17 protein-coding genes, 2 pseudogenes and 1 riboswitch are annotated in these 16,123 nt (G+C 62.5%); of the genes and pseudogenes, 12 read left to right on the top strand and 7 right to left on the bottom strand.

Annotation, left to right across the window (positions count from 1 at the left end; translation table 11 throughout):
- Positions 1–8 precede the first annotated feature (8 nt).
- A complete protein-coding gene (locus KW568_RS14090; RefSeq protein WP_004576574.1) occupies positions 9–296 on the top strand; it encodes a hypothetical protein in 288 nt (95 codons plus the stop codon).
- A 96-nt stretch (positions 297–392) separates the two neighbouring features.
- On the opposite strand, the gene KW568_RS14085 is transcribed toward KW568_RS14090, so the two are convergent.
- The 4 genes from KW568_RS14085 to KW568_RS14070 all read right to left on the bottom strand — a co-directional run bounded on the left by KW568_RS14085 (position 393) and on the right by KW568_RS14070 (position 3,458).
- Positions 393–653 (bottom strand): DUF1652 domain-containing protein, encoded by a 261-nt coding sequence (locus tag KW568_RS14085; RefSeq protein WP_033725899.1) that lies wholly within the window; start codon positions 651–653, stop codon positions 393–395.
- Positions 654–950: 297 nt separating this feature from the next.
- Positions 951–1,838 carry a pirin family protein gene (locus KW568_RS14080; protein ID WP_004576573.1) on the bottom strand — a complete coding sequence of 296 codons (888 nt, stop codon included), beginning with the start codon at positions 1,836–1,838 and terminating at the stop codon, positions 951–953.
- Positions 1,839–1,934: 96 nt separating this feature from the next.
- The gene (locus KW568_RS14075; protein ID WP_003253806.1) at positions 1,935–2,807 is read right to left on the bottom strand and encodes an alpha/beta fold hydrolase; all 873 of its coding nucleotides are present in this window, start codon (positions 2,805–2,807) and stop codon (positions 1,935–1,937) included.
- Positions 2,808–2,828: 21 nt separating this feature from the next.
- The gene (locus tag KW568_RS14070; RefSeq protein ID WP_012052198.1) at positions 2,829–3,458 is read right to left on the bottom strand and encodes a LysE family translocator; all 630 of its coding nucleotides are present in this window, start codon (positions 3,456–3,458) and stop codon (positions 2,829–2,831) included.
- Between the two features lie 123 nt (positions 3,459–3,581).
- Here KW568_RS14070 and KW568_RS14065 point away from each other — a divergent pair, with 123 nt between their 5' ends.
- From KW568_RS14065 to KW568_RS14030, 8 genes are all read left to right on the top strand, one after another.
- Positions 3,582–4,061, top strand: coding sequence for a GNAT family N-acetyltransferase (locus KW568_RS14065; protein ID WP_003253811.1), 480 nt, complete (start codon positions 3,582–3,584; stop codon positions 4,059–4,061).
- A gap of 119 nt (positions 4,062–4,180) precedes the next feature.
- Positions 4,181–4,404: riboswitch (cobalamin riboswitch) on the top strand.
- A gap of 92 nt (positions 4,405–4,496) precedes the next feature.
- Positions 4,497–4,685, top strand: a complete 189-nt coding sequence (locus tag KW568_RS14060) for a CbtB domain-containing protein (protein WP_003253813.1) — start codon at positions 4,497–4,499, stop codon at positions 4,683–4,685.
- 9 nt (positions 4,686–4,694) lie between these two features.
- Complete coding sequence (locus KW568_RS14055) at positions 4,695–5,381, top strand: CbtA family protein (RefSeq protein WP_003253815.1); 687 nt, start codon at positions 4,695–4,697, stop codon at positions 5,379–5,381.
- The gene (locus tag KW568_RS14050; protein WP_003253817.1) at positions 5,381–5,767 is read left to right on the top strand and encodes a cobalamin biosynthesis protein; all 387 of its coding nucleotides are present in this window, start codon (positions 5,381–5,383) and stop codon (positions 5,765–5,767) included. The genes KW568_RS14055 and KW568_RS14050 overlap by 1 nt, the downstream gene beginning before the upstream one ends.
- A gap of 34 nt (positions 5,768–5,801) precedes the next feature.
- Positions 5,802–6,554: a precorrin-4 C(11)-methyltransferase gene (cobM, locus tag KW568_RS14045; RefSeq protein ID WP_004576572.1), complete on the top strand. Its 753-nt coding sequence runs from the start codon at positions 5,802–5,804 to the stop codon at positions 6,552–6,554.
- Positions 6,555–6,620: 66 nt separating this feature from the next.
- Entirely contained in the window at positions 6,621–6,863 is a 243-nt protein-coding gene (locus KW568_RS14040; RefSeq protein WP_004576571.1) for a DUF1272 domain-containing protein, read from the top strand.
- Between the two features lie 221 nt (positions 6,864–7,084).
- Positions 7,085–7,699, top strand: a complete 615-nt coding sequence (locus KW568_RS14035; protein WP_003253824.1) for a response regulator transcription factor — start codon at positions 7,085–7,087, stop codon at positions 7,697–7,699.
- A gap of 13 nt (positions 7,700–7,712) precedes the next feature.
- Positions 7,713–10,985, top strand: a complete 3,273-nt coding sequence (locus KW568_RS14030; RefSeq protein ID WP_004576570.1) for a transporter substrate-binding domain-containing protein — start codon at positions 7,713–7,715, stop codon at positions 10,983–10,985.
- Here the strand turns inward: KW568_RS14030 and KW568_RS31140 are convergent.
- The 3 genes and pseudogenes from KW568_RS31140 to KW568_RS14020 all read right to left on the bottom strand — a co-directional run.
- A pseudogene (locus KW568_RS31140) lies at positions 10,960–11,391 on the bottom strand (methyl-accepting chemotaxis protein); the annotation flags it as partial. The gene KW568_RS14030 and the pseudogene KW568_RS31140 overlap by 26 nt on opposite strands.
- A 105-nt stretch (positions 11,392–11,496) precedes the next feature.
- Positions 11,497–12,174, bottom strand: a pseudogene (locus KW568_RS31135) (PAS domain-containing protein); the annotation flags it as partial.
- 317 nt (positions 12,175–12,491) lie between these two features.
- Positions 12,492–13,511: a LacI family DNA-binding transcriptional regulator gene (locus KW568_RS14020; protein ID WP_003253830.1), complete on the bottom strand. Its 1,020-nt coding sequence runs from the start codon at positions 13,509–13,511 to the stop codon at positions 12,492–12,494.
- Positions 13,512–13,717: 206 nt separating this feature from the next.
- Between KW568_RS14020 and KW568_RS14015 the strand changes: the two genes are divergently transcribed.
- From KW568_RS14015 to KW568_RS14005, 3 genes are all read left to right on the top strand, one after another.
- Positions 13,718–14,257 carry a gluconokinase gene (locus tag KW568_RS14015; RefSeq protein ID WP_003253831.1) on the top strand — a complete coding sequence of 180 codons (540 nt, stop codon included), beginning with the start codon at positions 13,718–13,720 and terminating at the stop codon, positions 14,255–14,257.
- 111 nt (positions 14,258–14,368) lie between these two features.
- Entirely contained in the window at positions 14,369–15,721 is a 1,353-nt protein-coding gene (locus KW568_RS14010; RefSeq protein WP_003253832.1) for a GntP family permease, read from the top strand.
- Positions 15,722–15,807: 86 nt separating this feature from the next.
- Complete coding sequence (locus KW568_RS14005) at positions 15,808–16,110, top strand: hypothetical protein (RefSeq protein WP_004576569.1); 303 nt, start codon at positions 15,808–15,810, stop codon at positions 16,108–16,110.
- The last annotated feature ends 13 nt before the right edge of the window (positions 16,111–16,123 follow it).

The raw sequence follows: 16,123 nt of genomic DNA, 5'->3' as shown, positions 1-16,123 counted from the left end.
ATGTACCGATGAAGATGCCTGGCCGCGCACCCAATGCTTCGCTGCAGCTCGATTACGTACGCGACACCCTGTTCGGCCCGGTGGCGCAACGCGTGGAATGCCAATGCCAGCTCGCCGCCCTCAACCTGCAGGGTCGCCCAGGGCTGCGCCTGCACGTGTGCCCCCCACTGCCTGACAAGATCGACCGAGCTCACAGTGTGGCCTTCATCTGGGATGGGCGGAGTTACCACGGCGTGGTTCGCGAGAAGGGAAAGTGCGGCGACGGTGGATTGAACCTGCTGCTGGAACTGCAATAAGCCGATCAACGGGGGTTGTGGCTGCCTGGGCGCATGCCAGCGCGTTGCTTTCAGCAGCCCGGCCAGCCTTGGCTGACCGGGGCACGACAGGCGCGCTCAGGCAATCGCCTTGAGTGGCGCCGGGTGGTTGTCACGCAGCGCATGCAGCTGCTCCACCAGGTTGACCAGGTCACGGCAACTGTTGAGGTTTTGCAGCGCGACCCCGCTGAGGGTCACACCCTGATCGAGATCCTGGCCCTGGCCCAGGCGGATGGTCAGGTTGGCGCCGTCCGGGCAGCTGACTTCACAGCGGTCTGGCAAGCAGGCCTGCTCGATCAGTTGCCGCATCTCTAGTATCGAAACGCCTATCAACGACATGGTACGACCCTCTCTGTGGGATGGCCTGTTGTTTGGGAGTACGCCTTTGTCGGGCGGGGCGCCAATTGATATTGCGCATGCTCGGCCAGCTGTCCATGCGCCCGGGCAATGAGCTTGCGGGGGATCCTTTAGCACCTTAGTGGAAGATTCTCCGCGAGGGCCGAGTGTTCGACTGCATTAGCAGACTTGACGACGAGTGGTCTTGGTCAGCAACGCGTTGACCAATGTCCAGCCGGGTGGCCGTGGGAAGATGGCCTGCCAGCGACAGGGCCGGGACAGGCCACCCAATCAACAGGATCAGTGCGCGGCACCTCCCCTCTCATCCTGCATCTGCCCAAACCGCCCGGCATGGAAATCATCGAACGACTCGGCAATCTCCGCCTGGCTGTTCATCACGAACGGGCCGTAGCCGACGATCGGCTCATCGATTGGCTCACCGCTGAGCAGCAGCACACTTGCGCCGTCCAGCGCCTCGACAGCTACGTCTACACCCTCCCGGTCGAGCAGCACCAGGCTCGACGGGCCTGCTTCGCGCTCGCTATTGATTCGAACGTTACCACGCAACACCACCAGCGCTGCATTGCGCCCGGCAGCAACCGGCAACTGCAAGGCCGCGCCGGCGTTGAGCCGCAAATCCCACACGTCCATCGCGGTGAAGGTTCTGGCCGGCCCGTGGTGGCCATGGTAGTCACCGGCAATCACTCGCAAGCACCCGGCATCACCGTCAAGCGCTACCACCGGAATGTCGCCGGCCAGCAGCGTCTGGTAGCCAGCCGCTGCACGCTTGTCCCGCGCCGGCAAGTTCACCCACAGCTGGACCATTTCCAGAGTGCCGCCACTGCGTGCAAAGTCCGGGGAATGAAACTCTTCATGAATGATCCCGTTGGCAGCCGTCATCCACTGCACGTCACCTGGGCCGATCAAGCCGCCAGCACCGGTGGAATCACGGTGCTCCAGTTCACCTTGGTAGACGATGGTCACGGTCTCGAAGCCGCGATGCGGATGCTGGCCTACACCGCGTCGTGCTTGGGTCGGGGCGAAATCATGCGGGCCGGCGTAATCCAGCAGCAGGAACGGGCTGATCCGGCTGGCCAGGTTGTCGTAGGTGAACAGGCTGCGCACCGGGAAACCATCCCCCACCCAATGGGCGTGAGGGCTGCGGTGAATACCCAGAATCTTTTTCATGAGAAGGCTCCTCTCTTGGTTGAGGTAACCTTATCAATGATGCCAATCAAGCGGTAGACGGCTGAAATGGCATGCATCGTCCCATCTGCAGAACAGTCAACCCTGCAAAAAACCGAGCACTTGCTCGGCCGCCATGGCCGGGTCTTCCTGCATGAAACAGTGCCCACCGGGAACTTGCCGTGCGGTCACATTGCGGTTTAGCAGCGCCAGGCGATTGACCGAACGAGGCACAAAGGGATAGGTGTCTTCGCCATACAACACCCGTGTCGGCGTCCTGATTGCAGCCAGACTGGCCCACATGCGTTTAGGGAATGAACTGAAGATCTCCACTTCACGGCTGGGCCGGCACTTGAGCACCACGGCCTCGCCACACTCACCGATGGCATGCTCGACATAGGCCTGCAGCGCCGCATGGGTCCAGCCTTTGAAGATGCCGCGCCCTTGCAGCGAGGCCAACGCCGACTCGCGATCGGGCCAGTGGCTGCGGCGGGTGGCAGCCTTGCGGGCCAGGGCGTGGCGCTGATGCAGGCCGACCAGGGCGGCCGCCCCCATCACGCCGATCATGCGTCGGCTGAACAGTACCGGGTCGAGCAGCACGGCACGGGCGAACAGTTGCGGCTCACTGCCCAGGATCAGCCCCGTAAGCACGCCACCAAAGCTGTGCCCTACGGCAAACCGCTGTACGTCGCCATACTCGCCACGTCCGCCCTGAAAGGCCTCCACCGCCAAGGCAGCGGTGCGGTTCCAGCCGCGAAACACCCCGCCATGATCACTGTCCCCATGGCCCTGAACGTCGCAAAGCCACAGGTCGAAATGCTCGCCCAGGCGCATCAGCAACGGTTGGTAAGCCAGACAACAGAAGCCGTTGCCATGCAGGAAGTGCAGCAGCGGTTTGCCACTGGCCGGGGTTCGCCAGCCACGCAGGGTGAAACCTTCGGCGCATTCGTGGGACCAGGGAATCAACTGCATCGGCTTACTGTACTCTCGGGGTCAGGAAAACGCTGATTCTACAAACAGCAGCGGGTACAGGGAAATCACCAGCAACAGGGCCATCACGACATTGAACAGCATCAGCCAGCGCGAATTTTGCAACAGGTTGCGCAGGGCGCTACCGAACATCACCCATACCCCCACGCTGGGCAAGTTGACCAACGCGAACAAGGCCGCAATGACGATCACGTTGGTTACATAGCCTTGCGCTGGCGTGTAGGTGGTAATCGCCCCTACCGCCATCACCCAAGCCTTGGGGTTGACCCACTGGAACGCCGCCGCCCCCCAGAAGCCCAGCGGTTTACGGGCACTGGACGCGGCCGTGCCGACCGGCCCGGAAGTGGCGATCTTCCAGGCCAGGTACAGCAGATAGGCGGCGCCCGCGTAGCGCAGCACCGTGTACAGGGGTGGCCAGGCCTTGAATACCTCACCCAGCCCCAGGCCGACGGCCAGCACCATCATCATGAAACCAAAACTGATACCCAAGGCATGAGGGACCGAGCGGCGCACGCCGAAGTTCACCCCCGAGGCCAGCAACATGGTGTTGTTGGGACCCGGGGTGATGGAAGACACGAAGGCAAACAGCACGAAGGCGGTCAGCAGGTCGGCAGAGGCAAGCATGGCGGGCATTCCACTTTCTTTATGGGTGCTGTCACACTAACGGAGCGCCACTCCCAGCAACCGGTACAGTTCGATTAAATTACGCAGATACACATCACTGTACCGACAATCCGGATCAAGGAAGCCGTCACCATGAGCCTCACCATTCGCCCTGCCGTTCGTACCGATGCCGAGCAGATCCTCACCTTCATCACCGAACTGGCCGAGTACGAACGCGCGCGCCACGAGGTAGTCGCCACCCTTGCCGACATCGAGCACAGCCTGTTCGACGAAGGCAGCACTGTGCACACCCTGATGTGCGAGCGTGATGGCCGTGCAATTGGCTTTGCCGTGTACTTCTACAGCTACTCGACCTGGCTCGGGCGCAATGGCATCTATCTGGAAGACCTGTACGTAACCCCCGAACAACGCGGCGATGGCGCCGGCCGGCAGTTGTTGCAGCACATTGCCCGCGAAGCGCTGGCGAACAACTGCGGGCGCCTGGAATGGAGCGTGCTGGACTGGAACGAGCCAGCGATCGGCTTCTACCAGAAGCTGGGGGCCGAGGCGCAGGATGAGTGGGTGCGCTACCGCCTGGATGGCGACAAGCTGGCGGCATTCGCCCGCGGGTGATCGCCCGGTTTCTGCACTTCTGCCTGCTGGAAGAACACGGCAGGCCTGAGCCTGTCCTACCTGCTGCTCGGCAGCCTCGCGCGCTGTATGACATTGACGCCAAGCCCGCCCCATGCTCTCCTTATGCCTCACGTTCAGGTGCCCCTCAGGGGGTGAAACGGGAAACCGGTGCGTCCCAGGCCCTTCAGCAGGGCCGGACAATGCCGGTGCTGCCCCCGCAACGGTAAGCGAGTGAAGCGTCTGTACCACTGTGCCTTGTAGTGCGGCATGGGAAGGTGACGCGTTCCAGGAGCCCAGCTCTTCCTCGCAAGCCCGGAGACCGGCCTGGCGTTCATGAACACCCCGCGGTGGGCGGGCGCTGTTGCATTCCCTTGGGCGACCACGTCCGGGGCTGCCGCGCTCGCCCATTGCCCACAAAAAGCAGAGGATCGCGTCATGCCCGTCACCAGCGCCAAACAACACAGCCTTGCTACCCCCGTTACCCTCAGCCAGCGTGTAATCATCGCCGTCGGTGCCAGCTTGCTGGGTTTGTGCCTGGTGTACTTTGCCGGGTTCTCGCACATCGAGGCTGTGCACAACGCTGCCCACGACACCCGCCACAGCGCCGCCTTCCCCTGCCACTGAGTACGCCTGATGATCACGCGCATTGCCCGTACTGCGGGTTTCAGCGGGCTCCTTGCAGCCCTGTTGCTGACCTTGCTGCAAAGCTTCTGGGTTGCCCCGCTGATTCTGGAGGCGGAAACCTACGAGTCCTCGGCCCCGGCCGCACACCACGAACACGGTAGCGAAGTGGCCGCTCATGAACACAGCGCCGAAGCCTGGTCGCCGGAAGACGGCTGGCAGCGCGTGCTGTCCACCACAGGCGGCAACCTGGTGGTCGCAGTCGGCTTCGCCCTGATCCTCGCCGCCCTTTACAGCCTTCGCGAGCCCAAACGCGCTACCACTGGCGCATTGTGGGGGTTGGCTGGCTTCGCCGTGTTCTGCCTGGCTCCCACCTTGGGCTTGCCACCAGAACTGCCGGGGACTGCGGCCGCCGACCTGGGGCAACGCCAAACCTGGTGGGTTGGTACAGCCAGTGCCACAGCGCTGGGCCTGGCCTTGCTGGTGTTCGCCCGCCACTGGCTGCTGAAGGCGCTGGGCGCCGTGCTGCTGGTCATTCCCCATGTAATCGGTGCACCGCAACCCGAGGTGCACGAAAGCCTGGCCCCTGAAGCATTGGAAACCCAGTTCAAAGTCGCCTCCTGGCTGACCAACGCCGCCTTCTGGCTGGCCTTGGGCCTGCTCAGCGCCTGGCTGTTCCGCCGTTCCAGCCAGGCTTGATGCCTGCCTTCTATGCCGGTTTTGGCTGCCGCCGGGGTTGCCCGGCAGATGCCTTGCAACGCTTGCTGCGCCAGGCCCTGGACAACCAGGGGCTGGCGCTGGCCGACCTGCGCGGCATCGCAAGCATCAGCCTGAAGGCCGACGAGCCCGGCTTGCAGCAATTGGCAGAGCGCCTCGGTTTGCCCTTGGTGCTGTACCATGGCGCGCAACTGCAACCCTATGAACCACTGCTCAGCCACCGTTCCGCCGCTGCCCACCAGCACAGTGGCTGTTGGGGCGTAGCCGAGAGCGCGGCACTGGCCTTGGCCAGCCAGCGGCAGGGTACGGCCAGGCTGCTGCTGACGCGCCAGGTACTGGGCCCGGCGACGCTCGCCCTGGCCTGCTGAGCGTTTCGTCCCCTCTTTTTTGCCAGGACTTTGCATGACCATCTACTTTATCGGTGCCGGCCCCGGCGACCCGGAGCTGATCACGGTCAAGGGCCAACGGCTGATTCGTCAGTGCCCGGTGATCATTTATGCCGGTTCACTGGTACCCGCCGCCGTGCTCGAAGGCCACCAGGCCGAAACCGTGATCAACAGCGCCGAACTGCATCTGGAACAGATCATCGCTGCCATGCGCAGCGCACACGAAAAAGGTCAGGATGTGGCCCGGGTGCACAGCGGCGACCCCAGCCTGTACGGCGCCATCGGTGAACAGATTCGCCACCTGCAGGCGCTGGGCATCGATTACCAGATCATCCCCGGCGTTACCGCCACGGCAGCGAGCGCCGCCCTGCTCGGCTGCGAGCTGACCTTGCCTCAAGTGGCGCAGACCGTGATCCTCACCCGCTATGGCGACAGCTCGCCCATGCCGCCGGGTGAGCAGTTAGGCGACCTGGCGCGCCATGGCAGCACCCTGGCAATTCATCTGGGGGTCAAGCACCTGTCGCGCATTGTCGATGAGTTGATGCCGCATTACGGCGCGCACTGCCCGGTTGCGGTGGTGCATCGGGCCACCTGGCCAGACCAGGATTGGGTGCGCGGCAACCTCGGTGATATCGTCGAACGCGTAGCGACCAAGGATTTCCGGCGCACGGCGCTGATCCTGGTAGGCCACGTACTGGGGGATACACCGTTCGCCGAATCGGCCTTGTACCGTGCCGGGCATGCCCACCTGTACCGCCCTGGCGACTGAACATTGCCAGCCTTGCCTCGGGCGTAGCAGACTCCGGGTTCCCGCCTGCGAACAGGAGCCATGCCCATGCTGGAATTACGCCCCAACTGCGAGTGCTGTGATACCGACCTGCCGGGTGACAGCCCCGACGTTATGATCTGCTCCTTCGAATGCACGTTCTGCCGTGCCTGTGCCGAAACCCGCTTCCAAGGCCGCTGCCCAAATTGTACCGGGCAGTTGGTAGCCCGCCCGACGCGGGTCGGCCAGGCATTGGCCAACAACCCTGCCTCCACACTGCGTATACACAAACCGCACGCTGCCTGCGCCTGAACAACTGCAAAGAAGCGGCATCACCGCTTTCTCAGGGTGATGTCTTTCCTGTTTCTTGTAGGACTTTTCAACAAAAAGCACTGGGGTTTTCAACACTTCTATACTCGGCATTACCAAACTTCGGGAATGGTCGTATCGTGCAGCGCTTCCGATAACCCCACTTGCAGACGTATTCCTGAGTGTTCCAGGAAGCGGACCACATCCCTACAGGAGTTTTCCTCATGACAACCGTGCTGATCGTCGACGACCACCCCATTGTCCGGCTGTCCCTGCGCCTACTGCTCGAGCGCGAGCGCTTCCATGTCATCGGCGAGGTCGGCAATGGCAGTGAAGTGGCTCAGGTAGCCCGCGAACTGCGCCCGGACGTAGTCATTCTCGACATCGGCCTGCCTGGCCTTGACGGCATGGAAGTCATCAAGCGATTGCAGAGCCTGGAGCCGGTACCGAAGATCATGGTGCTGACCGGCCAGGCCACTGACCTGTATGTACGCCGCTGCCTGGATGCCGGGATAGGTGCCTTCGTCACCAAGGAAGAGGACCACGAGGCCCTGCTGTTCGCCCTCAAGGCCCTGACCAAAGGTTATTCGACCTTTCCGCAAATGTCGGTCAACAGCAACTCGCTGGAGAGCGAGCCAGTGCGCCTGGCCAGTCTCTCCAACCGAGAAATGGAAGTGCTGCGGCGCCTTGCGCGCGGCGAGAACAACAAGAACATCGGCACGTGCATGAACCTCAGCGCCAAGACCATCAGCACCTACCGGGGCCGCATCATGGAAAAGCTCAAGACTGAGTCTCTCGTGGAAATGGTCGACCTGGCCAAGCGCAACAGCGTCTATTGAGCGCTCGGCTACCATGAAACAGTTGCTGGCGAGCGTCCTTCTGGCTATCGGTCTGGCCAACTCCACGGTGCTGCAGGCCAGCAGCGAACCACGCCATCTGCTGGCGCGCTCAATCAGTGCCGCTGCCCCACTGACGTTATCCGGCGATGATCGCCACTGGCTGAAAAATCGCCAACGCCTGATACTGGGTAGCGCGCGCCCCGACTACCCCCCGTTCGAAATCAATGTCAGTCAGCATGACTATGAGGGGTTAAGCGCAGACTACGCCGGCATCATCGGCGAACAGCTTGACATACCCATTGAAGTACGCCGTTTTGACAGCCGTCACGAGGCCATCACTGCCCTGCGTGATGGCCATATCGACTTGCTAGGTAGCTCCAACGCCTTCGAAGCGGCAGACGCCCAGCTTAGCCTGAGCACCCCCTATGCCGACGACCTGCCAGTGATCGTCACCCGTGAGGGGCACAGCTTGAAAAGCACGCCCGACCTCGCCGGCCTGCGCCTGGCGATGGTCGATCACTACCTGCCGGCCGTCAGCGTTCGCACCCTGTACCCAAAGGCGCAACTGAGCCTCTACCGCTCGACCCTGGCCGGGCTCGCTGCTGTGGTGTTGGGCGAGGCGGACGCCTATCTGGGCGATGCGATCAGCACCGACTACATGATCGGCAAAAGTTTTCAGGGCACGTTGAAAATCGACCATTTCTCCCAACTGGCTCCAGAGGCTTTTGCCTTCGCCATAGCCAGCGACAACCCGCGCCTGCATCGGCTGGTGGACAAGGCGCTGTCACGCATTAGCGAAAGTGAACGCCTGAACATTCTGCGCCGCTGGAGCAGTGGTAACACCAGCCTGCTGCTGCAGCGCCACCTCACTGCCTTGAGCGAAGAAGAAGAAGCCTGGATCACCGCCCACCCCACTATCAGCGTACTGGTCAATACCTCGCTGGCACCTTTGACGTTCAACGATGCTCAGCACCGCCCTAGCGGTATCACCCTGGACCTGCTCAAGCAGATCTCGCTGCGCACTGGGCTGCAGTTCACACCCGTCGAGAGTGCTTCATCGCAGGCCATGATCGACCGCCTGGTGCACGGCGAGGCACAGATGATCGGGGCGCTGGGCTATGGTGCCGACCGCTTGAAGCAACTGCGCTACACCCGCCCCTACCTGGTCAGCCCGCGCGTGCTTGTCACCCGCAACGACGGTGAATCACCTGCACAGACCAAGGCCCTGGATGACAAGCGCATCGCCTTGGTGCGCGGCTCACCGCTGCAGGCCGTTTTGCAACAGCGATACCCGCAGGCCAAGATCGTCGAAGTTGACAACCCACTGGGCCAGATGGAGGCCGTGGCCAACGGTGTTGCCGACGTGGCCCTGAGCAGCCATATCAATGCGGCCTATTACATCAGCCATGTGTTCAAGGACCGTTTGCGCATTGCCAGCGTGCTCGACGACGCCCCGGCCATTGCCGCCTTTGCCGTAGCCGCCGACCAGCCACAGCTGCAGGCCATTCTCGACAAGGCGCTGCTAAGCATTCCACCTGAAGAACTGGACCAGTTGATCAACCGCTGGCGCACCAGCACACTGGTGAGCGACAGCCCATGGCGCGACTACCGCACCTTGGCTTTGCAGGTGCTGGTGCTGTCGGCCCTGCTGCTGGCCGGGGTGGTGTTCTGGAACAGCTACCTGCGCAAGCTGATCAACCAGCGCACCGAGGCACAGCACGCACTGCAGGCACAGCTCGCGCTGAGCCGTGGGCTGCTGGAACAGTTACGCCAGGCCAAAGACGATGCCGAACAGGCCAGCCAGACCAAAAGCACCTTCCTGGCCACCATGAGCCATGAGATCCGTACCCCGATGAATGCGGTGATCGGTCTGCTGGAACTGGCCCTGGAAGATAGCCGCAGCGGCCGCAGCGACGCCCAGACCTTGCAGACCGCCCATGATTCGGCCATTGGCCTGCTTGAGCTGATTGGCGATATTCTCGACATTTCCCGCATCGAATCCGGCCATATCAGCCTGCAACCGGTGCCTACCAATCTGGTCGAACTGGTGCGCGCCACGCTGCGGGTGTTCGAAGGCAATGCCCGGGCCAAAGGGTTGCATCTGCAGGGCGAGCTGCCTGCAGAGCCGGTATGGGTGCTGGCTGACCCACTGCGACTCAAGCAAATTCTGTCCAACCTGATCAGCAACGCCATCAAGTTCACCGACCGTGGTGAAGTGCAGGCATGCCTGCTGCTGCCCAAAGTTGCCGGCCACGGCGCTCTGGCTATCGAGCTGAATGTGCGTGACACCGGCATCGGCATCAGCCCCGCCGACCAGGCCAGGCTGTTCAGTGCCTTCGTTCAGGTCGATGGCCCAAGGGCACGTCAAGGGGCAGGCCTGGGGTTGGTCATCAGCCGTACCCTGGCCGAACTGATGGGCGGCGCCCTGAGCCTTCAGAGCGTCGAGGGCGTTGGTACCCGGGTACAAGTCAGCCTGCGGTTACCCGCCTGCGAAGCCCCGGCACAAGCGGACCCGCAACTCACGACACATGAAAGCAACAGCGGCCCCCTCAATATTCTGGTGGTCGACGACTACCCAGCCAATCTGCTATTGCTGGAACGGCAACTGCAAACCCTGGGGCACCACGTGACACTGGCGGAGAATGGCGAGATCGCCCTTGCTCGCTGGCAGGAAGCACGCTTTGACCTGGTGATCACCGATTGCAGCATGCCGGTCATGGACGGGCATGAACTCACCCGGCGCATTCGTAGCCTGGAGGGCGAACACGGCCTGCCAGCAGGCCGTATTCTTGGCGTGACCGCCAACGCCCAGGCCGAGGAGCGTACTCGCTGCCTGGCCAGCGGCATGGACGAATGCCTGTTCAAGCCGATTGGTCTGCGCACGCTCAAGACCCATCTGCCCCAGGTGCGCCCTCAGCAGCCGTCGCCGGAGCCTTCCCATGGTGGGTTCGACCTGGCCGAATTGCGCCACCTGACCCAGGACGACGAACAGTTGACGCGGCATTTGCTGGAGCAGTTGTCGATAAGCGTCGGTGAAGACCTGGCCGCCCTGCGTGCCTTGGCCACAGACGCCCCTGATGAAGCGGTACGCGCCTTGGCCCACCGCATCAAGGGTGGCGCCAAAATGATCAGGGTGCGCACCGTGGTCAAAGACTGTGAAGCCATCGAACACACCCACGCACAAGGGCTGCCAACCGTTGAACAGCGCAGGCAACTGCAAGTCAGCCTGCAGGCACTGCTTGACGAGATGCGCGAGGCGCTCAATGCAATTGCAGCGTCGAGCTGATCTGGCTGATGGCGTCCACGACGTGCCGTGAACCTTGCTGAATTTCCATGATCACTGTCCCCGCCTCATTGGCCAATGCCACGCCGTGACCGGTACGGTTGAGGCTCGATTGCATGCTGGCCACCGCCAATAGCGACAGGTCGTGGTTCTGCCGCACCACATCGACGATTTCCAGGGTGGCCTTGCTGGTTCGCGCGGCCAGGTTGCGCACCTCATCGGCCACCACGGCAAAGCCTCGCCCGTGCTCGCCGGCACGCGCGGCCTCGATGGCTGCATTAAGGGCCAACAGGTTGGTCTGGTCGGCGATGCCACGAATGGTCAGCACAATCTGCCCGATCACATCCGACTGCTTGTTTACCGCATCGATGCTGCGCGCTGCGTCGTTAAGCTCCTGGGAAATCTGCTCGATTACCTGCACGGTCTGCTGCACCACTTCGGTACCCTTGCGCGCGCAGGCATCGGTCTGCACCGAACTGGCATGGGCGGCATGGGCGGCGCTTTGCTGGGTGCAGACTTGATGGGTTATGTCGCTGGCAAACTTGACCACTTTGCACAGGCGGCCCTTGCTGTCGAAAATCGGGTTGTAGGAGGCCTCCAGGAAAACAGTCTGGCCTTGCTTGTTGACGCGTTCGAAGCGGTGCGAGTGGTATTCGCCACGGTTCAGCGAAGCCCAGAACTCCCGGTACTGGGCCGATTCGCGTTCATGCGCCAGGCAGAACAGCCCGTGATGGCGGCCAACCACTTCATCAAGGCGGTAACCCATGGTGTCGAGAAAGTTCTGGTTGGCCTTGATCACCCGGCCTTGCGGGGTGAACTCGATCACCGCCATGGAGCGGCTGATGGCCTTGAGCAGGCTTTCGCTCTCGTGCTCCAGCACCACCCGCTGGGTGATGTCCGATGCCACCTTGATTACGCTGGTGACTTGCCGGTGCTCGTCCAGCACGGGCATGTAACTGGCTTCCAGCCAGACCTCGCGACCCGCCTTGTCGATGCGCTCGAACGTACCGCTGATTGCCTTGCCCTGCCCCAACTCGCGCCACAGTTGCTGGTATTCGGCGCTTTTTGCATAGTCCGGCTCACAGAACAGCCGGTGATGCTTGCCTCGCAGCTCGTCAGCGCTGTAGCCCATGGCCTGGCAGAAGCGCTCGTTGGCGTCGAGGATAGTGCCGTCAGGGGCGAACTCGATCATTGCCATGGAACGGCCGATAGCGGCCAGTTTGGCTTGCGCATTGGCCAACGCCTGGCGGTTGCGCTGGATTTCTGCCAAATCAGACTTGCGGTGGAAATCGAACATGACGCGGGGCTCCCTATGCGCGGTTTTCTGAGCATAGATCGCCGTTGGCAAGTCGTGGCATCGACAGCGCCTGTAGGAGCGGGTTCACCCGCGAACACCGGCGCAGCCGGTGCCATGCCCCCGTCGCCCGCTTCGCAGGTAAACCCGCTGCACATTCGTTTCGGGCCAATCATTCCTGTGGCATTCGCGCGAGAAGGCCTTGGCGGGCACTCTCAGGTGCTCTCGCGCACCATCAGCTCAAAGCCCAGATCCTGCTGCGCATTCGTCACCCGCTTGCCATCCAGCAACGCCAGCAACGCCTGCGCTGCGCCCCGCCCCACCGCAGCCCGTGGTGTGCGAATCGAGGTCAGCCGTGGCACCATATGCGCCGAGGCCGGTAGATCGTTGAAACCGACCATCGCCACCTGGCGTGGCACCTCCACCCCTTGACGCAAGGCCTGCAGCACCGCGCCCTGAGCCAGGTCGTCGTTACAGAAGAAGATACCGTCGACATCCGGCGCCTGCTGCATCAGCTGGCTGAACAGCACACTGCCCAGGGCAATCGACGATGGCTCCGGGGCCAACACCTCCAGCTCGGCAGCCTGCAAACCAGCCTCTGCCAAAGCCTGACGGAAACCCTCGGCACGCTGCATCACCCTCGGGTCCAGTTGCGCCGCAATGAATGCAAGGCGCTTGCGCCCCCGCTCGATCAGGTGCCGTGCAGCAGCACGCCCGGCCTGATGCTGCGAGAAGCCGACTGACAAAGCCCCTGGCTCACCATTGAGTTCCATCATGTGCACACACGGCACGCCGCTGGCAGCCAGCATCTGCCGCGCAGCATCGCTACGCTCGAAGCCGGTCAGCAAAATGCCGCAGGGCTGATAGGCCAGGTAATTGCGGATCAGGTTCTCTTCTTCGGCAAGGTCGTAGTGATAGTTGCCGATCAGCACCTCTAGCCCACGAGGGCGCATGACCTCGTGAATGGCCTCCAGGGTGTCGATGAACAGTTGGTTGGACAACGACGGGATCAACACCACCACCGACTGACTGCGTGCCGAGGCCAGCGCCCGGGCGGCCGGGTTGGCCACATAGCCAAGGTTCGCCGCTGCGGCGATGACCTTTTCCACCAGGTCAGGCGCAACGGTGCTGACCCCACGCAAGGCGCGCGAAGCGGTAATCGGGGAAACCCCGGAAAGCCTGGCAACTTCAGCCAGGGTGGGACGACCTGTAGTTCGGGAGCCGGTGCGGGACATGAATGTTGTAATTTTACTACTTGCAAGGAGAGGGAACGGCCACTAAGGTAGCGCTGTCTCAGGATGCAGGCAATGTAATCTTTGGTAGCAGCCACCACGCGCTCGCCACCAGGCGTCCATACTGCGTAAGGACAAGACCAATAACACCGGGGAGGTGGCTGTTCGTCAACGGCGAGACAGCGCTATCTCACCCGCAGGAGGTACTGATGAATTCTCCCCTGTCCGCTATTGTGGTGATGGGCGTGGCCGGTTGCGGCAAAAGCTGCATCGGCGCTGCCATCGCTGCCAGAAGCGGCGGCCGCCTGATCGAAGGCGACGCTTTCCACCCTGCCGAAAACATCCGCAAGATGAGCGCTGGCATCCCGCTGGACGACAGCGACCGTGCCGGCTGGCTGGTCCGCCTTGGTGAAGAGTTGCAAGCCACCACCCAGGCCGGTGAACGCCCGATCCTGACCTGCTCGGCACTCAAGCGCCGCTACCGCGACACCCTGCGCGATGCCATGCCCGGGCTGGTGTTCGTGTTCCTCGAACTGTCGCCTGCCGAGGCCGAAAAACGCGTGCTGGCTCGCCCAGGGCACTTCATGCCGGCCAGCCTCATCGACAGCCAGTTCGCGGCCCTGGAATCGCCACGCGGCGAGCCACTGACGCTGGCACTGGACGCCACCCAACCGATCGAAGCACTGGCCGAAGCGGTGGACCACTGGCTAAAGCGCTGCGGTGAGCCGGGCCTGGCGCAAACCGCCTGACCTCGGCGGCTTTTCCGTCTCACCAAAGACAGCGCTACCCCAACCCGTAAACGCGGCAAAGACTCCAAAAAGCTACGCCCAAAACAACGATAAGACCGAGGCCTTCAAACCATGTTCGGACTGGCTACTGATACCTTCCTGCTGCTCGACGCGCTGGTTACCATCGTCGGGCTGATCCTGCTGATCACCCACTTCAAGGTTCACCCCTTCGTCGCCCTCACCCTCGCGGCCGGCTTCCTGGGCCTGACTTCCGGCATGCCGGTGGCCAAGGTCATGAAATCGTTCCAGGACGGTTTTGGCGGCGTACTCGGCTTCGTCGGTATCGTGCTCGCCCTGGGCACCATGCTCGGCAAGCTGATGGCCGACTCCGGGGGTGCCGACCAGATCGCGCAAACCCTCATCCGCGCCTTCGGCAAGAAGAACGTGCATTGGGCGATGATGTTCGCCGCCTTCCTGGTGGGCATCCCGCTGTTCTTCGAAATCGGCTTTGTGCTGCTGATTCCCCTGGTGTTCATCGTCGCCCGGCGCTCGGGCGTCTCGTTGGTGAAAATCGGCATTCCGCTGCTGGCCGGCCTGTCGGTGGTGCACGGTCTGGTGCCACCACACCCGGGCCCCTTGCTGGCGATCGGCATTTTCCACGCGGACATTGGCAAGACCATCTTCTACGGCCTGATCGTCGCACTGCCCACCGCGATCATCGCCGGCCCTCTGTTCGGTAACTTCATTTCCCGCTACATCCCGGGCAACCCGTCCCAGGAACTGATGGACCAGATCGCCAAGGAGTCCGATCAGGGCAACCTGCCAAGTTTCAGCATCACCCTGATCACCGTACTGCTGCCGGTCGCGTTGATGCTGCTGAAAACGTTCGCCGACGTGGTGCTGCCTGCCGAGCACATCGTGCGCCAGTGGATGGACCTGATCGGCCACCCGATCACCGCCCTGCTCGCCGCCCTGCTACTGGCCTTCTACACCTTCGGTTCGGCCCGCGGCTTCAACCGCCAGCAGATCATGAAGATGCTCGACCAGAGCCTGGCACCGACTGCCGCCATCGTGCTGATCGTCGGCGCTGGCGGTGGCTTCAAGCAAATGCTGGTGGACACCGGCGTAGGCAACGTGATCGGGCAGATGGCTGTGCAGGCAGAAATTTCGCCGATCATGCTGGCATGGCTGGTGGCGGCGGTGATCCGCATCGCGACCGGCTCCGCCACGGTCGCCACCATCACCGGCGCGGGTATCGTGGCGCCGGTGATCGACCTGGTGCCGGGGGTGAACCGTGAGCTGTTGGTACTGGCCACCGGTGCCGGCTCGCTGATCCTGTCGCATGTGAACGACGCCGGCTTCTGGCTGGTGAAGCAGTACTTCAACATGACCGTGGCAGAAACCTTCAAGACTTGGAGCATGATGGAGACGATCCTGTCCATCGTCGGCATCATTTTCATCATGTTGCTGTCGCTGGTGGTGTGACCGTTGATCGGGGTAATGGCACCTTGACGTTTCGGGTAAGGCCAAAGAGAAGTATGAGCCTTACCCGTACAGCAAAGGAGCCTGCCATGCCCCGCTCAATCATCCTGTCGATTGCCCTGCTCGCCTCGCAGCTGGCGTTTGCTGTCGGCACCGGTCCGACCTACCCCGACGACCCGCACAATACGGCGCCACAGCCAGGCGTGGACAGTACCCTCAACCCGATCGAGAAGCCTTTGCCGCGGGACACCGATCCGCGCGTACGGGGCAACGAACCGCAAAGCCCGCCGGCCAAGCAGAATGACAACCGCGATCTGCCGGGAATGGATGGCAGTGGGTCGGAAGGTACCGGCCGGCAAGGAGAAGGCAGCTCGGGCACAGGTAACCCCTGACGACACGGTCTGT

This window comes from Pseudomonas sp. HD6515 (assembly GCF_024971855.1).
In the GTDB taxonomy this organism is placed as follows: Bacteria; Pseudomonadota; Gammaproteobacteria; order Pseudomonadales; family Pseudomonadaceae; genus Aquipseudomonas; species Aquipseudomonas alloputida.
This window is presented reverse-complemented; position numbering and strand designations above follow the sequence as displayed.